The 19243-nt window shown below is 50.5% G+C and carries 21 protein-coding genes and 2 pseudogenes; 2 read left to right on the top strand and 21 right to left on the bottom strand.

Annotated features, from left to right (window positions below; translation table 11 throughout):
• Positions 1-33: 33 nt before the first annotated feature.
• The 6 genes from lepB to KWG61_RS17130 form a co-directional block, all read right to left on the bottom strand.
• Positions 34-636 carry a signal peptidase I gene (gene lepB / locus KWG61_RS05465; RefSeq protein ID WP_230267675.1) on the bottom strand — a complete coding sequence of 201 codons (603 nt, stop codon included), beginning with the start codon at positions 634-636 and terminating at the stop codon, positions 34-36.
• Positions 602-886, bottom strand: a complete 285-nt coding sequence (locus tag KWG61_RS05460; RefSeq protein WP_230267674.1) for a hypothetical protein — start codon at positions 884-886, stop codon at positions 602-604. The genes lepB and KWG61_RS05460 overlap by 35 nt, the downstream gene beginning before the upstream one ends.
• A 794-nt stretch (positions 887-1680) precedes the next feature.
• On the bottom strand, positions 1681-2325 hold the full coding sequence (locus KWG61_RS05455; RefSeq protein WP_242745569.1) for a class I SAM-dependent RNA methyltransferase: 645 nt from the start codon (positions 2323-2325) through the stop codon (positions 1681-1683).
• An 11-nt stretch (positions 2326-2336) separates the two neighbouring features.
• Complete coding sequence (locus KWG61_RS05450; protein WP_242745189.1) at positions 2337-3089, bottom strand: hypothetical protein; 753 nt, start codon at positions 3087-3089, stop codon at positions 2337-2339.
• Positions 3090-3428: 339 nt separating this feature from the next.
• Positions 3429-3722 carry a methyltransferase domain-containing protein gene (locus tag KWG61_RS05445; RefSeq protein ID WP_242745188.1) on the bottom strand — a complete coding sequence of 98 codons (294 nt, stop codon included), beginning with the start codon at positions 3720-3722 and terminating at the stop codon, positions 3429-3431.
• The gene (locus KWG61_RS17130) at positions 3638-3955 is read right to left on the bottom strand and encodes a putative RNA methyltransferase (RefSeq protein WP_367614265.1); all 318 of its coding nucleotides are present in this window, start codon (positions 3953-3955) and stop codon (positions 3638-3640) included. The genes KWG61_RS05445 and KWG61_RS17130 overlap by 85 nt, the downstream gene beginning before the upstream one ends.
• On the opposite strand from KWG61_RS17130, the gene KWG61_RS05440 reads away from it, so the two are divergent.
• Positions 3923-4246: a hypothetical protein gene (locus KWG61_RS05440; RefSeq protein WP_242745187.1), complete on the top strand. Its 324-nt coding sequence runs from the start codon at positions 3923-3925 to the stop codon at positions 4244-4246. The genes KWG61_RS17130 and KWG61_RS05440 overlap by 33 nt on opposite strands.
• Here the strand turns inward: KWG61_RS05440 and thiI are convergent.
• From thiI to KWG61_RS05420, 5 genes and pseudogenes are all read right to left on the bottom strand, one after another.
• A complete protein-coding gene (thiI, locus tag KWG61_RS05435; RefSeq protein ID WP_242745186.1) occupies positions 4243-5271 on the bottom strand; it encodes a tRNA uracil 4-sulfurtransferase ThiI in 1029 nt (342 codons plus the stop codon). The two genes, KWG61_RS05440 and thiI, sit on opposite strands and share 4 nt — an antisense overlap.
• Entirely contained in the window at positions 5198-5440 is a 243-nt protein-coding gene (locus tag KWG61_RS05430) for a hypothetical protein (protein WP_242745185.1), read from the bottom strand. Before KWG61_RS05430 ends, thiI begins: the two co-directional genes overlap by 74 nt.
• The gene (locus tag KWG61_RS16025) at positions 5424-5732 is read right to left on the bottom strand and encodes an aminotransferase class V-fold PLP-dependent enzyme (RefSeq protein ID WP_256460837.1); all 309 of its coding nucleotides are present in this window, start codon (positions 5730-5732) and stop codon (positions 5424-5426) included. Before KWG61_RS16025 ends, KWG61_RS05430 begins: the two co-directional genes overlap by 17 nt.
• Entirely contained in the window at positions 5660-6484 is an 825-nt protein-coding gene (locus tag KWG61_RS05425) for a cysteine desulfurase family protein (RefSeq protein WP_256460836.1), read from the bottom strand. The genes KWG61_RS16025 and KWG61_RS05425 overlap by 73 nt, the downstream gene beginning before the upstream one ends.
• 61 nt (positions 6485-6545) lie before the next feature.
• Positions 6546-8188: pseudogene (locus KWG61_RS05420) on the bottom strand (septation ring formation regulator EzrA).
• Between the two features lie 607 nt (positions 8189-8795).
• Between KWG61_RS05420 and rpsD the strand changes: the two are divergent.
• Positions 8796-9409 (top strand): annotated as a pseudogene (gene rpsD, locus KWG61_RS05415) (30S ribosomal protein S4).
• 365 nt (positions 9410-9774) lie between these two features.
• On the opposite strand, the gene KWG61_RS05410 reads toward rpsD, so the two are convergent.
• The 10 genes from KWG61_RS05410 to KWG61_RS05365 all read right to left on the bottom strand — a co-directional run bounded on the left by KWG61_RS05410 (position 9775) and on the right by KWG61_RS05365 (position 18823).
• A complete protein-coding gene (locus tag KWG61_RS05410; RefSeq protein ID WP_230267667.1) occupies positions 9775-10527 on the bottom strand; it encodes a hypothetical protein in 753 nt (250 codons plus the stop codon).
• A 27-nt stretch (positions 10528-10554) separates the two neighbouring features.
• The gene (locus KWG61_RS05405) at positions 10555-11082 is read right to left on the bottom strand and encodes a hypothetical protein (RefSeq protein ID WP_242745184.1); all 528 of its coding nucleotides are present in this window, start codon (positions 11080-11082) and stop codon (positions 10555-10557) included.
• 319 nt (positions 11083-11401) lie between these two features.
• Positions 11402-11680, bottom strand: a complete 279-nt coding sequence (locus KWG61_RS05400; RefSeq protein ID WP_242745183.1) for a single-stranded DNA-binding protein — start codon at positions 11678-11680, stop codon at positions 11402-11404.
• Between the two features lie 267 nt (positions 11681-11947).
• A complete protein-coding gene (locus KWG61_RS05395) occupies positions 11948-13204 on the bottom strand; it encodes a pitrilysin family protein (protein ID WP_242745182.1) in 1257 nt (418 codons plus the stop codon).
• Positions 13205-13237: 33 nt separating this feature from the next.
• Positions 13238-13840: a M16 family metallopeptidase gene (locus tag KWG61_RS05390; RefSeq protein ID WP_367614264.1), complete on the bottom strand. Its 603-nt coding sequence runs from the start codon at positions 13838-13840 to the stop codon at positions 13238-13240.
• A 337-nt stretch (positions 13841-14177) separates the two neighbouring features.
• Positions 14178-14465, bottom strand: a complete 288-nt coding sequence (locus tag KWG61_RS05380) for a hypothetical protein (RefSeq protein WP_242745179.1) — start codon at positions 14463-14465, stop codon at positions 14178-14180.
• Positions 14466-15169: 704 nt separating this feature from the next.
• The gene (locus KWG61_RS05375) at positions 15170-16471 is read right to left on the bottom strand and encodes an NlpC/P60 family protein (protein ID WP_230267662.1); all 1302 of its coding nucleotides are present in this window, start codon (positions 16469-16471) and stop codon (positions 15170-15172) included.
• A gap of 1224 nt (positions 16472-17695) precedes the next feature.
• Positions 17696-18226 carry a tRNA (cytidine(34)-2'-O)-methyltransferase gene (locus tag KWG61_RS05370; protein WP_230267661.1) on the bottom strand — a complete coding sequence of 177 codons (531 nt, stop codon included), beginning with the start codon at positions 18224-18226 and terminating at the stop codon, positions 17696-17698.
• Positions 18219-18452, bottom strand: coding sequence for a non-canonical purine NTP pyrophosphatase (locus tag KWG61_RS17125; protein ID WP_367614337.1), 234 nt, complete (start codon positions 18450-18452; stop codon positions 18219-18221). Before KWG61_RS17125 ends, KWG61_RS05370 begins: the two co-directional genes overlap by 8 nt.
• Complete coding sequence (locus KWG61_RS05365; RefSeq protein ID WP_367614263.1) at positions 18413-18823, bottom strand: non-canonical purine NTP pyrophosphatase; 411 nt, start codon at positions 18821-18823, stop codon at positions 18413-18415. The genes KWG61_RS17125 and KWG61_RS05365 overlap by 40 nt, the downstream gene beginning before the upstream one ends.
• Positions 18824-19243: the final 420 nt, after the last annotated feature.

Genomic DNA, 19243 nt, shown 5'->3' with positions numbered 1-19243 from the left:
AAGGACAATGAATCCGGATTATGGAAGAAACAGTTAACTGTCGCCGGCTGGTCCTGGGTTGGGCCAGAGGCGGAAGACGAGCCGTCCAACAATATCTTCAGAAGCGATAGGGCCGATTTCTGCGTTTCGGGAGTCCTTGGAAATGCTTCGATGATCGCCGAGAACGAACCAGCGTCCTTCGGGAACTTGATAAGGAAATTCGATATCGGGATCTCCGTACGCTTTGTCTGTCAGATAGGGTTCATCGATTTCTTCTCCATTCACAAAAACGGTTCCGTCTTCGTGAATGTCGATCCAGTCGCCTGGACCGGCCATGACGCGTTTTACGAGAATTTTGTTGTTGTAGTAGAAGGCGATGACATCGCCCGTTTCGAATTTGCTGTTTTTGATGGCGGCAACGATATCGCCTTCTTCCAGAGAAGGCGCCATGCTTGGTCCGTAAATTTCCAGAACGGGCATCCATAACATGGAAATCAGAACGGCCACCGCTGCCGCGACCAGGATGGTCTGAAGAATGCCGCGAACCGATTTCCAGTAGCGTTTTCGATAGCGGACGCGATCGATTTCGCTTCGGATCTCGGATACGGAAGGCATGTCTGGATCAGAGGGCTTCTTCGGTGCATTCTTCTGATTCATGATCGGAATAATTCTCCTTCAGACTTTCGAGATAGAGAGCAGCTGCCTGATCGGCTGCTTCAAATACGCCGGCCAGTTTCAAGGCCGCATGTGCCAGCGATTCGCTGTTTTCCAGATGGATCTGTCGCTGCGCAAGCTGAGCTTTCAGTTCTTCGTTTTCCTTGCGAAGCTTCTGATTTTCTTCCCGGGAGGCGAGCAGCAGTTCGAGAAGTTCAATGCGGGATTTGCGGCGCAGAGAGTTTTTATTCATAAACGCCTGTCCTTTCCACGAGATGAATCGGGCATCATCGATTTGAATTTTTCTTAAGGATTGTAAAATCTCTTATCTTCGTTCTTTTTCAAGTTCGTAAAGTTATACGAAAGCGGGGCGCTCGGGCTGCCGTACAAAACCCGGACTCTCTTCCTGAGGATTAGATGGTTTATGATGATCTTCGTGCGTTCCTGGTTTTACCCGAGACGGGAAAGCAAGGAATTCGATGTGCTGGGAAAGAAAGAGATGAGCGGGTCATTCGAAAAACGAAATACTAATGAAATTGAGGTGCAGGATTTTTGAGCGAGAGCAGGCTTCTTTGCTCAGCAGACCAGTTGGCGTTTCTGGTCATATGGCTTGCCTGGGCAAGCGAGTCAGCCCCTCAATGTATTTAGAATAGTGTCAGCTTTCGTGGCTTGCGATGTACTTTTTCTTAACGGTTTTGTCTAAATTAATCAGTATTCAATTTATGATGCTTTTATTCTGACAGTTTATATATATTTGAATTATTTCAATCGTTTGCACTTTTTACTTTCTGGTATTAATTTATCCAATTTGAATTTATTTATATTTCAACTACGGTAATTATTTTTAGCGAGAGCCTTGGTGAAATCCGACGGATTTATTTGCGTTTCTATACCTTATTTTTATTTATTTCTATCCTTTGATCTTTCGCCGAAAATGGCCTGTCCGCTCCTTTGGGCAGCTTTTTTCCTGCGCGGATTTGCGCTGTCCTCTGTCTTCAGGCCCCTCGGATCGGGTGCCTTTCGTGCCGTTAAGAAAGCCGATCTGCGCTAAAGAAAATCCTCATGCATCTGGAAATCATCCAGAGGCATGAGGATTTTGTTCTGTGAATCTATCCCTCCTGTTCGGATCTTCAGCGTCTCCATCGTCTGACAGGCCACGGATCGAAGAGATAAAACGAACAGAAGGAGCAGAAGGGTTTGAAGGGAATGGAAAGAAGATCGATCGATTCCGTTTGGAATTTTATTTTTGAGAGAAAGCTTTACGGCTGTCTCTACGTGCGGAGTCTGCGAGAAGAAATCAAAAGGCTGTACGCATTCGATCGCGTATTTCTTCTGCAAAACGTCCAGATCTTTTCCTAGCGTGGACGGATTGCACGAAACGTAGATCAGATTTTGCGGCTGTGCTTTCAGGATGGCGTCTTTCATGGTACGGTCCAGACCGCTTCTCGGCGGATCGACGACCAGCGTATCGACATGACGTTTCTGCGAAATCCGCTTCAGTTCCGTTGCCGCATCCTGACAGACGAAGGAAAGGTTTTCCTTGCCGTTGAGCAGTGCGTTTTCACTCGCGTTGGCCACTGCGTCTTCTACGGATTCGATACCGATAATTTCTTTAGCTTTATCCGCCGCAAAAAGCGAGATGGCTCCGATGCCGCAATAGGCTTCGACCATCAGATCGGTATGATCCGGCAGCCAGGATTCGATCAGCGTATATAAAGCGAGCGCCTGTTTCGTGTTGAGCTGAAAAACGATTTGGGCAGAAGATTCAGCGTGAACTCGCCCAGCGTAAGCGTCATTTTCATATCGCCGCCCAGATGCAGCATCTGACGGCCAAACAGTTCGTGTTCCGGATCGTCCGGTTCCTTAATGGACTGCCAGACGGAAGCGGCATGATCTGACTTTTCCAGAATCTGCTCAACCAGACGTTCCGGGATGTCCATCTTTCCGGTAACCAGAACGATATGGATTTTGCCGTCAAATTCTTTCAGAACCAGATTTTTCAGGCCTTCCGGATGTTCTTTATCGGCAACGGGAAGTCCGGACTGGTCGATCAGCGTATTGAGTTCCATGCGGGCCCGTTCCAGACCTTTGGCATGAATCAGACAGCGTTCAACAGGAACGAAATCATTGGTTTCCCGCGCATACATGCCCGTGGTGACTTTGCCGTCTTTTAAGCCGAAGGGAAGCTTGCAGGCGTTGCGGTACTGCAGAGGATCCGGATTTTTGATGACAGGAAAAATCGGTCCTTCATAGTGCGCATAGCGGCGCAGCGCTTCCTTAAGGATCTGCTCTTTCATGCGGATCTGGCCTTTGTAGTCGACATGCATCAGCGCACAGCCGCCGCATTCTTTCGAAATCGGACAGGGCGATTTGCGCCGGCGCGGGGCTTCCTGGACGATCTTTTCCACATGACCCTGCGCATAGCTGCCGAAGTCGTGATCAATATCGATATCCACGATTTCATCGGGAATCGCACCGGGTGTACGAAGACCGCCTTCTTATTGACGTAGGCGATGCCTTCGCCGTTGATTCCCCATTTTTTTATTTTTGTTCTCATTTTGCTTTTCTCCAGGTGCTGATCACAAAGTCAAAGGTGACATCCAGACCGTTTTTCAGGTTTTTGACGCGCTCAAGGCCCTCAGCAGGTGACTTGTAGCGATACGGTGTCATTTCCAGCAGGCTCCAGACGTCATCGACATGAACGAGCTCGCTCAGCTCCGTACGATCGACAAGTTCAAAGCCTTCCGGCTGTTTTGGCTCATCGTTGAGACGGACGTTTTCATACAGGACTTCCTTCAGTTCCTTATGATGGTTTTTCCGGGTCCGACTGTGATCAGTAAACCGTCCTCTTTTAAAACCCGTCTGGCTTCCTTTGCGGGGATCGGCGTAAAGATCGATGTCAGCAGATCCGCGCTCAGATCGGCAAACGGCAGTTCAAAAATGCTTCCGACAATGTATTGCGTCTGCTTGTCCTGACCGGCGGCATGTGCAATGGAAGGACGGCTTAAATCGATGCCGTATCCTTCTTCGACTTCCTTGGCAAAGCGTCGGGTGTAATAGCCTTCTCCGCAGCCAAGATCGATGTACATTCTGGGATGGAGGTCGTGGATCTTTTTCGCGATGGCTTCGCGTAAAAATCATAGGCGCCGCTTTCGAGAAAGCGGGTACGGGCAGCCGACATGGCTTCGTTATCGCCGGTGACTTTCTGCTTGCGGCAGAGATTGACATACCCCTGTCTGGCCTGATCGAACGCGTGATTGTTCGGGCATTTCCAGGTGCGGTTTTCCTTATGCAGGGGCTGATGACAGATTGGACAGTTCATGCCCTCATTATAAAGCGCCCCTCGCTATTCTCCGGTTTTAGGCGCGTCTGGATTTTGGCGTCCGTCTTCTTTGCTTGCGGAAGGGTTGGGAAGCTGGAGCCCAAAGATGTCAGAACGGGTGACAAAACGGGAACAGAGGCTCTGTGTGCGCCTCGCATCTGGATCGAGAAGGAGACGGCGAATGCAGCAGGCAAGGAGCAGAACGCAAAACGCAAAGTTCAAAGAAAAGCAGGGAGAATTTCGAACTGGAAATTCTTCCCTGCCTGTAGTTTTGAATACATTCTGGCTTAGAACAGATCGTCTTCCGCTTTATTTGGTTCTTCGAAATGAAGGCGGATGGTTTCCGCGTATTCAATGCAGTCGGAAACCATTTCCTGCCAGTCCCAGCGTTTTTCGTACTCGATGCATTTTTCGAGTTTCGGACGGGTTACTGGATTTTTCGGCGTGAAAATCGTGCAGCAGTCTTCGTAAGGCAAAATGGACGTTTCGTACGTACCGATCTTTCGGGCGATATCGATGATTTCGGTCTTATCCATGCATACGAGCGGACGGATGAGCGGCATGTTCGTCACGTTGTTGATGACGTACATGCTCTCCAGCGTCTGGCTGGCTACCTGGCCAACGCTTTCTCCCGTACCGATTGCGAGACAATGGCGTTTTTCCGCAAGTCCTGCTGCAATGCGCATCATCATACGGCGCATGAGCGTAATCGCATAGCTTTCCGGCGCGTTCTGATAAATGGCCAGCTGCAGCGTGGTAAACGGAACGACATGAACGACAACATCGCCCTGATACGGAGCGAGCAGCCGGGCGAGCGCATACACTTTTTCACGCGCTTCGGCGGAAGTGTACGGCGGGGCGGCAAAGTGCACGCATTCGATATGCACGCCGCGCTTCATCATGAGATAGCTGGCAACCGGAGAGTCAATACCGCCGGACAGCAGCATCATCGCCCGTCCGCCGACACCGACCGGGAATCCGCCGGCGCCTGGAATTTTCTCGGACATGATGTAGACCGCATCTTTGCGGACTTCGATCAGGATCGTCACTTCCGGATTGTGGACATCGACTTTCCAGTCGCTGCTTTTGAGAATGACGGTCGCCGCTGCGCGGTTGATGTAATCCGAATCGTGCTCGAACATTTTGTCGTGGCGTCTTGCACGGATTTTAAACGTGTGCGGAGTGCTTAAGTCCACACTGGCTTTAACGCCTTCGAGAATGGCGTCCATCGTCGGCTCCGTTTTAATCGCCGGAGAAAACGAGGAAATGCCAAAGACTTTGGAGACGATGTCGCACACTTTTTTGATCTTCGTCATGAAGATAAAGATACATGCGGTCGTACTGGGTTTCGAGTTCGAGCGTCGGAAATCCCTTGAGCGCTTTTTTCAGATTGTCTTTGAGCTTTTGAATGAAGTTCTGCCGGTTCTTGCCTTTCAGAGAAAGTTCGCCGTACCGGATCAGAATATGGTCATAACGGTAATCCATAAGCCTGGATGATCTCCTTTACACTGTCGATAAATGCGTCGGCCTCTTCGATGGTGTTTTCGCCCGAAAAGGACAGGCGGATATTGTGGGTCGCTTCCTTTAAGGAACAGCCCATGTTCAGAAGAACCGGGTTGGCCTGATGGGAACGGGACTCGCAGGTGCTGATGGCGGAAACGCAGATTCCCCGCTCATCGAGCGCGTTCTGCATGACCTGGCTGGTCATGGCATCAAAGCAGAGGCAAAGAATGGAGGAAGCCGCATTTTCCGGGGAGAGAACGTGCGCGCCGGGAATTTCATCGAGCCGTTCGATGATGTGATCCCGGACTTTTTCATCTGTGCCTGGGTCTGCTTCTGGCCTTCGAGTGCCAGACGGATCGTCTTGGCCAGCGCGATGTGGACGGGCGCGTTTTCGGTGCCGCCGCGCATGCCCTGTTCCTGCTGGCCGCCAAAGATCAGCGGCTGAAGGACAAGGTTCTTTTTCTTCTTGAGAAGTGCGGATCCTTTCATGCCGTGGATCTTATGCGCAGACATCGTCATCAGATCGAGCTTTTCAAAAGGAATATCCACTTTGCCAAAGCTTTGCGTGCAGTCCGCATGGAAGACGCAGGTGGGATGGGTATGGACAACATCCGCAATCTCGCCGATCGGCGTAATAGCGCCGGTCTCATTGGAGACGTGAATGAGCGAGACGAGCAGGGTGTCCTTCGTCAGCGCGTCCTGTACGTCTTTGGCGTGAATGGTTCCGTCTTCGTGAATGGGCAGACGGACCACTTCAAAGCCGATCGATTCGAGAAAGTTCATCGCGGCCGTCGTGGAGGAATGTTCCGAGTTGGATGTGATAATGCGGTTTCCCCGATTCCTGTTGGCTAAAGCATAGCCGACGATCGCCATCGAATTGGATTCCGATGCACAGGAGGTAAAGAGGATTTCTTCCGGGGAGCATTTGAGCATGGAAGCGATGCGCGAGCGGCTCTGTTCGAGAAGCTTTGCTGCTTTTCTTCCCTGCTGATGAAGGGAATCCGGGTTTCCGTATTCATCGAGCAGTTTTACAAAAGAGCAGCAACTTCCCTGCTCACAGGGGTGGTTGCTGCATGATCGAAATAAATCATACCTGGTTCATGACCGCCGGATCCTTGCGGGCAATCAGCTTCTCATAAATTCCCGGATGAAGCGTTTCGATAGCCTGCATGGCGATTTTGAGTGCTCGGGTATATTCCCCGTTCTGGAAGCACATTTCCGCTTTGGTCAGATCCGAATCAAGGGCCGGATAGGAAGAGCGGAAACGGTTGCCAAAGACGATGGCGTTTTCTACCATGACCGCTACGCCGGTGAGGTTGCTGGCGTTGGAATACAGCTTGTAAATGAAATCGATGGCATCCTGCAGCGTGCCGTTCAGCTTGTCGATGTCGAGCGTCTGGCTTTCGAGTACGTTCTGTACATCCGTAATTTTCTGTTCGCCGCGTTCGAGGTCCTGGTTGAAGGATTCGGATATGGCGGGCAGATTGCGAATGCTGGTGTTCAGACGCACTTCGTTGAGAATCAGCTCGAGCTTGATGAGCTGTTTGCGGGCGCGGCTTTCATCGGAAGAGGCACCGAGAAGCAGCTGCTTCATGTTGGCGACTTCCTTGCCGAACGCATCCGTACGGCTGATGAAGGAGCGGAATCCGCTGATGACTTCGACCTGGTAAACTTCGCTTTCTTCGAGCTGTTTCTGAATCTGGTCGCGCTGCGTCTTCAGCTCGTCGAGCTGTTCACGCGCCTTGGCAAAACGGGCGGTCCAGTCTTCGAGACCGAAGCGGTCCTTGATGGACGCGTACAGACGGATAATTTCCGCCAGTTCGGCTTCGCTCTGATCGACGGTGGCGAAGTTGTTTTCCAGGCTGGCCTGGATTTCGCTGAAGGCTACATGCTCCTGTGCGATGTCTTCGTTGAGGGCGAGCACCTGATCCGTGATGGCATCGAGCGCCGGCGCGGCTTTTTCAGGTCGCCTTCATCGAGGCTGGCCACGGCATCTTCGAGCGCATTGGAAATGGCGTCGAGCTTGTCGTCTACGCCAAGGTAGGACGCGTCAATGCGTTCTTCTTCCATCCTGGCCACAGCCGTCTTGACTTCTTCAATCGCCTGCGGCAGTTCGGTTTTGGCCCGGCTGTACAGGGACGGATACACTTTTGCGATTTCTTCAAACTCATCGCATTCGTTCTGAATTTTGTCGCAGTCTTCACGGACTTCGGCAAAGCGCGCCTGGCCGAGATCTTCTTCAAGCTTCTGCAAAGACGTCTCCATGGAACTGATCATCTTATCCATGTAGGCGGTGCCGCTGAAGAAGCTGTCGCGTTTTTCGGCATAGTCCTTTTTCAGCTTGTCGGCGCGTTCAATAATGCGGGAGGCATTTTTGCGGACTTCGTCTTCGCGGGAAATGACGCGGTCCAGCGATTCTTCCACGATGCGGATTCTTTCTTCCGTATCGTCGAGAACGGTTTCGACTTCGTCCATCGCGCGGGCGGCTTTCTTATATTTATGACGGGTAAAGTATTCCGTCGCGCGGTTGTACAGATCTTCCGTGGCTTCGATCGACTGCAGACAGATCTTGTATTTCGGCTTGATCGACTTGAACCGGTCCGCAAGATCTTCGTTGTTTTCGGCAAACTGTCTGGCCTTGCGGTATTTGAATTCGAGATTGTTGTCGAGCATGTCGTTGACATCCGCTTCCAGGTCGTGCAGACGGCGGGAAACGCGTCTTTTCTTCATGGAGCGGGAAATGATGCCAACGATGATCAGAATAACAATCGCAATTCCTATATAAATCATGACCTCAATCGGAACGTGTCTGGTCACATACGTGTACATATTCAGGCACCAGTCCCGGACTTGGGTCCAGAGATTTTCCATATATAATCCTCCTGACATTCGGCTTTATAGTATAACAGACAACGCACACAAAACCACGCGGGCTTGGCCTGCCTGGACTATGGACGTTCTTCAACAGTTTCTATTGTGTCACAAAAAGCCGCGTTCCGTCTTCGGGATCTCTTCAATTTTGAGCAGGATTTTTCTGCGGCTTTTCCCTCTACAATATTATTGCCCGCTGCGTACTGGATCTGGACAGTCCTGAAGCGTCACTTCCGGCTTAGGTTTGCGAAAAAGGCGATGTCCGATCGGTTGTCATCTGGAAGGTTTGCTGATATAGTGGTTTGGCATGATTCAAACAGCATACAAATGCGTGAGTCAGGCGCCTGAGCTTAAGAGATGCGAGTAACAGCCAGCTGTTCTGAAGAAAACATCGTCCCAGGCACCCCTTACGAAGATTTGTATCCTGGTATTGTTTTTTTGCGAAGACAATAGGAGGAAAAACTAAATGTCCAGAATGACAGGTTCTACCTGGAAAGTTTCCCGCCGCCTGAGCTTCTCCATTTCGGAAACAGGCAAGGAACTCGCCAGACGTCCTTATGCTCCCGGCCAGCATGGAAAAACGCGCCGAATCAAACTCACTAACTACGGTATCCAGAAACAGGAAAAACAGAGAATCCGTAACGTTTATCAGCTCTCTGAAAAACAGTTCGCCAACCTCTACTTCAAGGCAAGCCGCATGGGCGGTTCTGCCGGTGAAAACTTCCTGGTTCTCCTCGAAAGCCGTCTCGACAACCTCGTATACCGCATGGGCTTCGCTCGCACACGCCGCGCTGCCCGTCAGCTCGTCAACCACGGTCACATCCTGGTAGACGGAAAGAAAGTGGATATCCCATCCTTCTCCGTTCGCCCGGGTTCCGTAATCGAAGTTGCTGAAAAAGACAAAAACAAACCGTTCATTGTTGATGCTCTTGCAGCTGCTCCAGCTGCCGTTGACTTCGTTGAAGTGGACAAAGATCAGAAAAAGGCAAATACCTCCGCACTCCGGAACGTGCCGAACTGTTCAAAGACCAGCCAATCAACGAACTGCTCGTTGTTGAGTACTACAACCGCAAATCCTAATAGATTTCAAAGTAAGTCTCATGAGTTTAAAAAGCCGAAGATTCGTCTTCGGCTTTTTCTTTGGGTGCATTTTCAAAAATAAGGTCCGCTCTGCCGGCACAATTGTGTCGCAAAGCGGACCATTTTCTGTCGATCCACCTGTTGAACGGACGAAACCCGACTGAACGGACTCGGTGATCCGGCATGCCCTGCAGCGGTGTATCTCTGCGGCCATGCAGCCATGCAGGCGTACATCCGTACAGTCCGGCAGGCCGCCATTCTTTTCTTTCAGCTGCCCCTGCCCAGCTCAGACAAATCTGAAATCCGCTGGACATATTCGTCTAGAGGTATTTGCCGGACATATTTACTGGATGTATGTCCCTGGCTTATTTACTTCCCTTTCGTGTGCGCTTTCTCTTTCTGGCTTTGGCCGCTGCGACATTTTCCAGACGCTCAACGACCCGATCGACCTGCGCTCTGGCTTCTGTGATCCACAACTCCGCCGACTGGTTCTGCAGCTGAGCCAGTTGATCGCTTTGCGTTTTCCAAAGTTCGAGCGCGTCATCATACGCGCCTTCTTCTATACAGGCAATCAGATATACCGTAAGGGCAAAATACAGGGAATCAAAACGTTCTTTCGTCCAGCCCCAGACGGCATAGCCCTGTTCCAGCAAGGCGATCCATCGTTTACAAAGCGGCTTTCTCTGCGCGGGCAGTTCGTTCCAGTGTTCGAGCAGCATTGCTTCGGCCAGACTGGCGAAGGCTTCGCAAAGCCGCCAGTTCGCTGCGGCTTCGGACTCGAGAAAGCTCTCGGCCATACAGTCGATCGCAATGGCGCCCTGCCAGTACAGCCGGTCGGCTTCGCTTCGCGCTGCCAGCTCCTCCACGTTATGAAACCGTCGTCTCCAGATGTCGGACTGGACCGCTTCCTCGGGCGGAAGCCACATCTTTTCATAATCTGCCCGCCGGGGATGCACCGCAAAGAACCGGCGGATATAGCGGTCTTCTACCGTTTTCTTTTTCCAGCCGATCGTCAGGCGGTATTCCGTATTCTTACCGGATGCGGCCGCCTCCAGAATCTGCAGTGGCACCTTCTCTTCCAGTACCGGGTTTTCTTCCTGTTCAAAACGAATGTCCATAGCTGCTCCCTGAGCGATTTCCCATTTCTAAACCGTTCGCAAAACCGTTTTCTTTTCGCTCAGTCGTTTATACGGTTCTCCTGGACGCTTAAGCTTCTCGATCCGGATTTTTTCGTATTCTTCGCCTTCTGCCGGCAAGTCGGGAAGAGTGACTTCCCTTTCGGTTTCCGATTTTGCGGATACGCCCTCGAGCAGATCGCCATAGCGCATTTCCGTCATCCCGCTTTTAAAGGGAATCGGACTGTCTTCATCCGCAATGAGCTGTACGCAAAGCTTGCCGTCGTGGATGCACAGATTGATTTCTTCGAGATCCTCAATCTGCTCTTCATCAAGCGGACAGTAAATCAAGCCGATCTCTTCGTCTTCGTATTCCACAATGGCCTGGTTATGACCCAGAGGGGTGATTTCGAGATCTTCCAGCAAAATTCGATCAAATGACTTCAGGGGAAAATAAAGCGAACGCGCTTCGAGTTCCTGTTCTTCCTGCCGCAGCTCCTCCTGCTCTTTTTCCTGCTGGCGAGCGCGCGCTTCGCCAAGTTTATCCAGTAATCCCATACTCTTTTCCTTTCCTAAAATTCTCAGATCCCCTTTGTTTTACTGGAAACAAGCTTGTTGCCTGTCGATCGATGTTTCGCCCGTTCGATCGGCTGACTCTGCCGGCTGTTTCCGTTTTTCTTGCGAATAAACGATCTTTCGTTTTCCGCACGCCCCTTAAACGAGCAGATCCGTTTTCTGGCTCCGCCCTGTTTTTCCTATTGTACCTGTCCAGTGTAGACTCGGCCAGCACGGCAAAACGATCCGTCCTGGAAGAGGGGCGGATCGTTTTGGACTGTGTATGGGCGGTATCAGTGTATGTATTCAATCTTTTCGGCGATCAGGGTGACGTTCGAAACGGTTCGTCCGTCTTTTGAAGCGGTCTGGACTGAATGCGGCCCTTCGCGGTAATCCAGGCGTTCAGGCGGGCACAGCTGGCTAGCGTTTCGGCTGCCCCGCGCCACACTTCCAGACTCATCAGATCGCTTTCAAACTCGCCTTTGGAATTGGCGAACGGGCGTTCGACCTCGATCAGAACGCTGCACGTTTTCCAGCCTTGCGGATTGGTTTTCAATTCTGGAATCGAAGCGATTTTGCCTGCCAGACAGAACTGATTCATGTCTTTCCTCCTTTCCTTCTCTCTTCTCTTTCGGATAAAGCTCTGCTGAAAACACGCTCAGTATAGAAAGAAAGGCAGAATCGCTCAAATCGCCTATTTCATGACAATCGAAGAAAAGTGGCCATTCTCATGCATTTGATTGATGAGAATGACCGCTTTTTAAATGAATATCATGTTTTCGGCGCATTTGATCCATTCCGGATCCAATCGTCAGTCTGTCGATTGGATCCGGTTCAAGGCTCGTCTCGAAATAGGGATCCCAGCCGTTTACGCCACTAAGCCTTCAGAGGGTTCTTCGTCCAGGAAGTCTTCCTCCTTGCTGATCGGCTGCACGAACGTTTCGCTCGTATGGCTGAAATCGAGCGAAGCGATGTAGGCGTTGAGATCGTCCAGAGTAATGGAGTTGAGGATGTCGAGGTCTTCAAACGGATCCCCCAGACCGAAGCCGTAGCGAACGGTTGCGGACGCCAGACCGTCAAAGTTGTCGTACATGCGAATGGCGCTTGCTTTGTCCCGGATCAGAACGGATTCGAAAATTTCCTGGGAGAGCGGCTGCTTCTTGTTGAGAATTTCACTCATCGTCCAGCAAAATTCTTCCGGTCGATCGCTCTGCGCGTAAATCAGAATGTAGGCGTGATCGTCATCAAGATCCGCTTCGGCACCGAAGATCGATCCGATGATTTTCTGATCGATCCAGTTCTGGCATTCCGGATTCAGCGTGGAAAAGCGTCCGTTCAGCCACAGGTTCAGCATGTAGTCCTTGCGAATCTGATCGCGGGTATCGCCCGTGAGCGGCTTCATCTTGACGCCCAGGCAGACGTAGGTCAGATCCACGTCCATCGGGATGATGGCCTTGCGCCGGCACACGTCTTCCGGCTCTTCAGGGAGCACTTTTCTGGAAGGAACCGCCAGCTTCGCCGGGTATTCCTTTTCCTTGTTTTCGATCCAGTCCATAAGCGGGTCGAGATCGTGACCGGTCACGCCGACCAGAACGAGATTGGACGGGTCGTACCAGGTCTCGTAAAACGCCTTCAGATCTTCCGGTTTCATGTTCTGAATGTCTTCCGGGCGGCCGAGAATTTCCTCGCGCATCGGATGATTGACGTACAGCGAGGAAAAGGTTTCCCGCAGCAGGCGCATTTCCGGCTCCTGCTCGTACTGCGAGTACTCGGAAAGGATAATTCCCTTTTCCTTATTGACGCTCGCTTCATCGATGTCGAGCGTCTGAACAAAATCGATCAGGATATCGAGGGGCGGAATCGGATCGTCGTTGGTCCAGATGTAGTAGCACGTTTCGTTATAGGACGTGTAGGCGTTGCTTTTGGCCTGTACGGCGGCGAGATCGTACGTCACGTCTTTTCCGTTCAGGCGGAACATCTGGTGTTCCAGAAAGTGGGCACAGCCCTGCGGATGATCGATCCGCTCGCCGTTGAGATCATCGCTCAGATTTGTACTTCCCGCGGGAATGCCGATCATGAAGAGCGAACGGGCGTAATCGGGTTTATGAATGAGAATGACTTTCATGCCGTTGGCAAGCGTCTTCTCTTTCGTTCCATGTTAAGCGGCATACTGCTCCTTTCCCTGCGGTCCTTTCGCTTCGGCCTGCATGACCGAAGACGTTACCGCGAGTTTCAGCTTGCCGGCTGCGCGGGCTACATCGTCAAGGGTAACGGCACGGACGCTTTCGATCACATCGCCGATATCGTCAGTGCGGTGCAGAATCTGGTTCAGGAATTCCTGTTCAATCATGCGCGCGGCACTATCCGACTGGCCCTTAAGGCTGTCGATCATTTCGGCTTTGACCATTTCAAAAGTCGCCGGATCCACTTCCTTGTTTTTCACCTGCTCCAGAATGTGACGGACGAGCTCTTCGACTTTAGGCAGCGCGCTGCGCGCCGCGCCGGTCGTGATGAGCAGCAGGCCGGAAAAGCGAACGAGCGATGTGCTGATCGAATAGCACAGGCTGTTTTTCTCGCGCACTTCTTCAAACAGAAGCGATACGGAGCTTCCGCCTAAAAGCGAGTCGAGAACAAGAAGCGCATAGTAGTCGTCATCGTCGGGAAGAATGTCCGTCGTGTACACCTGACAGAGGGCGCTCTGCGCGATTTCCCGCTCTTCGCTGACGCGAACAGGCGTTGGAAACGCTTCAACTTTTCCCACGTTGTGTAAATGTCCTGCGAGTCGATGGATCTGTCGATATGGCGGCTGAATTCTTCCGAGAACGTACCGCAGCTGATCATTTCGCAGGGCGTCTTCATCAGTCTGGAGTACAGGCTGCGAATGTCTTCGAGGGTGACGCGGTCAATGTCTTCGATGGCGCCGCGGATCGGGATCGATACGGATTCGTAGTCCGTAAACGCCTGAAACGCCATTTCCAGCGAGCGCAGATCCGGCTGCTGGGCCATGGAGCTCAGGTTGAGACGCAGCAGATACTTGGCCTCGTCTAATACCGGCTGGGTAAGCAGCGGATGAAACAGGTGCTGGTCGAACAGATCGATCAGTAAAGCGGTATAGCTTTTTCGCCGATCAGATTTTCCCGCAAAAAGCGCATGCCATATTCGATGCGCAAATAGTTGCCGTAGGCGCAGAGGCTGTATGCACAGCGGGTGCCGTACGCCATCGCACTGGCTTTGCCGGCGGCTTCGCGGCTGCTGTATTTCTCAGTACTTCGACTGAGCATGGCATTGAGCAGATTCCAGGATGTGATGTCTTTTCGCTCAAGAGGAACAAACCAGCGAACGCTCAGTGAAGTTTCAGTAAATTTTTCGGTTTTGATTTGTTTCATAAATGTTCTTTCGTTTCTCTAGTTTACCGTTCGAGAACCGGCTTTCTGGATTCAAAGACGGGATTCTTTTCCAGAAGAACCGCTCTCAAAACGAGCGCGTGAGTATCGAGTTTGCCTAAAAGATAAGGGGCAGTACCATTTTTGAAATCTTTAAAAACGGCTTTTCTTTCAATAGATCACCGCTAACACATTACCAAAGTTTGGAAATCCCGGGGAAATGAGCTCCTGATTCGGAAAGTCCAAAGATAGCAAAGGATAGACATTATACAATTAAGATTGTTTTAGTGCCATAAATATAGTTCGCCTATATTTTTGCGTTTCAAGTGAATACGGTGTTTACGCAGTCTGATCGTCTGGCGATGTTGTCTGACCGAAGCTTTTTCTTTTTGCGCTTCCTTATTCCTGTGCGATTCATATGCGCTGATAAATCTGCAGGGTATCCTGTTCCCTCCTCGTTTTGCGCACCCGTTCTGAAAATCCTCCTCCTTCGACCTGGCCCTTTCTGCAAGCGGTTTCACTCAAAAAGACGATACAAAAGCCGGAATGAGCCTTTTTCAAAACGCAGAAGGTTCATATCCGGCTAAGAATCGCTCTGTACGGGGATTTTCTATCCCGGCAGAACCAGGAATGGGATTTTATGCTTTTGCGGCTTAGAAGCCATGAAAAAAGCCGCCAGCGAATTGCTGACAGCTTGAAGTTCATTTCTAGCGTACGTGAATGTAGCCAATCAGTACGGAAGTGCAGTTTACAGAGAAGAGAACGGTTGTGTTGCCGTTGAATCCGCCGTGTACTGCCATGCCGTTACCGGCATAAATTGCAACGTGTCCGCTGTAGATGATGATATCACCTGGAACAGGGTTGCTTGTCCAGTCACCGAGTACTGCGTAATCCTGAGGCCATCCGTGGAAGTTAATGCCGGCTGCCGCAAGAGAGTTGGTAACGAGCATCGTGCAGTCCTGGAATACGCCAAGCTGGCTCATGGCTGCCTGATAGATGGTGTTGGCCTTATCATAGGAAGGCGCTGGATCTGGTGTGGGTTCTACTGGAGCTGGATCCGGCTGCGGAGTCGGAGTTGGATCCGGGGTAACGATTGGATCGGAATAATCCGGCTGAGTATCAACAGGGGTCACAACGCCAGGTTCTTCGACAACGTCGTTAGGATCTGGTGCAGGTACTGTCGGCTCTGTTGTATCCAGAATTTCCGTATTGTCGGTTACAGGCGTATCTACCGGTGCTTCTGGTTCTACAGGAATCAGAGTTGCGACACCGTTTTCGTCTACGTTGTAGCCGTCGATTGTGGTGCTGGTCATCAGGGAACCGTCTGCGTTGAACGCGTAAGTGGTTCCGTCAACATCCTTCAGTGTATCGGTGTTAAGAACGCCGTTTTCGTTATAGTAGTAACGTCCGCCGTTTTCATCGCGCCAGCCAGTCTTTACAAGACCCTGGTCGTCGGAATAATAAACCGCTCCGTCAGCCTGAATCTCACCGATTACGGTACGTCCATTTTCGTCAAAATAGTAACGTCCGCCATCGAGATCCTTCCAGGAATTTTTTACAGCCTGTCCGTTTTCATCCAGGTAAAATTTTCCAGTTGCGTCGTTAACCCAAGTGGAAGCTACCGGGAATCCTTTTTCGTTGCTGTAGGTACCGTCTTCGTTCCAGCCGGCTGCAAGAGCACCACTCTGCTGGAAGTTATAGGTCATACCCTGGATTTCTGATTTGCCGGTTACGGCCTGACCGTTATTATCAAAGTAATAAGTTTCGTTATTGATATTCTGCCAGCCGCGCTGCATTTCTCCGTTCTGATCGAAATAGTATGTTGCGCCGTCGATTACCGTGAGACCTTTCGCTCTCTGGTGATCGTCAAATACATAATAACTTACTTCTCCATTGGAATGCCAGCCAGGCTGGACTTCGTAAGCATGAACGGTAGAAAGAATGGGGCCGGAAGCACAAAGACATAAGGCAACTGCCAAAAGTTTACTGTGTTTTTCAACAAAATTCATTTCTATCTCACCTCTTTTCGAACATCCATACCTTAGCACGACTTATTTTGAGACGCAAAATTCCCCAAAAATATCTTCGGAATTTCTTAAGAATTTCTAACGTGGTTTTTCCTGAGGCCCTTTAAGTAAAGGACCTCAAAATAGTTTGTGGGAATTCGTGTGATAATTCATGAAATTTTGAAAGCAATTCGCACACTTCTCTATTCCATTTAGAACAACATAAATGATGTTTTTTTCAGAAGAAAATCGGATATCCAATATGTATGATTTCGTCAACCATAACGATTCATAAACGGCTTTTTCCCCGATTTTGACCCAATTGGGCCGTTTAAGGGACGTTCAAGGACAGACAAATACCCGAGTATGTCGGTTTTTGGACGATAAATTGGCTGGCCGCTATGAGCCAGAATCGCAAAATGGATGATTTTCCTCTTCTTTTCGGGGAGTTTGGCACCCTCATCCGGTCCGGTAAATTCTTAACGGCTGTTAACTTTTAAAGCCGGCCCTGTTTCCTTTCTTTTCGGCCTGCATACGGCAAGAGCTGCCTTTGTTCAGCCTTCAACCGATCCGTCAGACCATGGATCGAAAAGCCGTCCGCTCTTTCTATCGCTCTTTCTATATAGAAACGAAAGAGAAAGCCTCTCCATGCGCCTCACGCATTCCTAGCCCAGGATGTCCGGATGCCTGCAGACTCATCCCTGTACGCTTACTTCCTGCTCAGGCCCACACGTCTTTATTCTCTTCTTGGCAAACTCGTCTTCGTCAGGTGCTCAGTCGAGCGGCTGGATCCGGATCTTTCTGTATTTCTGTCTTCTCCTCCTGTATTCCCTACTTCCTGTATTTCCTATATAAGGAAAGGACCGGTTCGAAATGCGCCAGGCAGCGGGCTGTTTTCGGGTTTATTTGCGTCCAGAAAGGTATCGGATTGAACACGCCTCAGGATTAAGAAAGCCTATAGATTTTTATCCCTTTATATATTTTTATCCCTTTATATATAGAAAGGCATTGGAAAAAAGCGTCTCGTTTTATAAGCGAATAGCAACGGAATAACATAAAGACTTTGAGCGGAGGTCCATCAAAAAAGCCGTCTGAACCAGGACAGGAAGGTTTCGCTTCATGTCTATTGTTCAGACAGCCATATGTGTTTTCTGTGAGCGGGTCGCAAAGGGTCATACAAGGTTTCTGCCGGGCGTGCAGTTCTGCCAGCAAACAGGAGAGGATGTTCTAGTCCTGTACAGGCGGCTGATAGTTTTCCAGAAAATCTTCGCCTTTGAGCTGCTCCGAAAAGGAGAGATTTGGATAATTTTGCTGGCGAAGCGCCTCATACACCATGATCGCCGTGCAGTTGCCCAGGTTGAGACTGCGCGCGTTGGGCACCATCGGCAGGCGCATGCACCTCTCGATATTGCGCTTGAGAATGGCTTTATCCACTCCCGTGCTTTCCTTGCCTAAAACAAAATAGACATCTTCATCCGGGTTGGAGAAGTCAAAGGAAGAAGGCGGCTGCTTGCCGTAACGGGTCAGAAAGAAGCAGCGCTCCTCGGGGTTTTTCGAAGCAAAATCGTCCCAGTTTTTATAAATGCGGATGTCCGCATCCTTTATATAATCCATACCTGCCCGCCGCAGATACTTGTCTTCAAACGTGAAGCCAAGCGGTTCGATCAGGTGCAGAACCGATCCCGTGGCCATACAGGTTCTTATTATGTTGCCAGTATTTGCCGGTATTTCGGGCTCATAAAGTACAACGTTAATCATTATTTGCACCTGACTTTTTCTTCCAGTCTTTCATCATCTGCTCCAGAGCATTGTGCCGATGACTGGCCGCGTTTTTCTTTTCCGGAGCAACGTTGGCGCTCGTCGTGCCAAATGGCGGATAGTAGAAAATCGGATCGTAGCCAAAGCCGTGTTCGCCTTCGATGCGATCATGAATCCGTCCTTCCATTACGCCGCGGTAGACGTGTTCGGTACCGTCCTCTTCGATCCAGGCGATGGCGCAGACGAAGCGGGCGGATCTTTCGTCGCCTTTTTATCGGCAATCTCATCCAGAATCGCCTGATTCTTAATGTCGTAGCTGGTGTCTTCTCCCATGAAGCGGGCGGAATAAATGCCGGGGGCTCCGTTCAGGGCATCCACTTCCAGACCGGAGTCGTCCGAAAAGACGGAAGCCTTGACCAGCTTATGCAGAGCACGGGCTTTAATGAGCGCGTTTTCTTCAAAGGTTTTTCCGTCTTCTACAATTTCCGGTTCCTTCTCAAGATCTTTCAGGGTGCGAATCTGCACGTCCTTTCCGAGCATCTGCCCAAATTCTTCGGCTTTATGCGCGTTGCCGGTCGCAATCCAGACCGTTTTCATTGAGATTCCTTCTTTCCATATCGGTTTACCAAAGATTCAGTCGGCTTAATCTGAACCACGCATTTTGAGCTCGTATTCAGGATTCGCTGGCGGCTCTGCAAAAGCCGATGTTTCTCGTTTTCCGGGGTATATTGCCGTTTTTGGATAGGCATCGGTCATTTTCGACACACTAACGGCGTTTTACGGCAAAATCAAGCTTCTACTTTCAGTGTACTGAGCGTTGTAAGCCCTTTTTCTTTCGGAAAGCAGCTGTCGATCGGCTTCGATTTTTTCTCTGGTAAAGCGGGACTGTCGTCCTGTTTTCGCTTTTACGTTTGCGGATTTCAAAAGAGTCTATCAAAACGGCGGACATCTTCCTATTTAGAGTACTGCACATCCGGAAGAATCCAGAATTCGGACCGGAAGACGAACGCTTTTGAT

Source organism: Allobaculum sp. Allo2 (genome assembly GCF_022701175.1).
Lineage (GTDB): Bacteria > Bacillota_I > Bacilli_A > Erysipelotrichales > Erysipelotrichaceae > Allobaculum > Allobaculum fili.
Note: the sequence above shows the minus strand (reverse complement) of the source record. Positions and strands in the feature narration are given on the sequence as shown.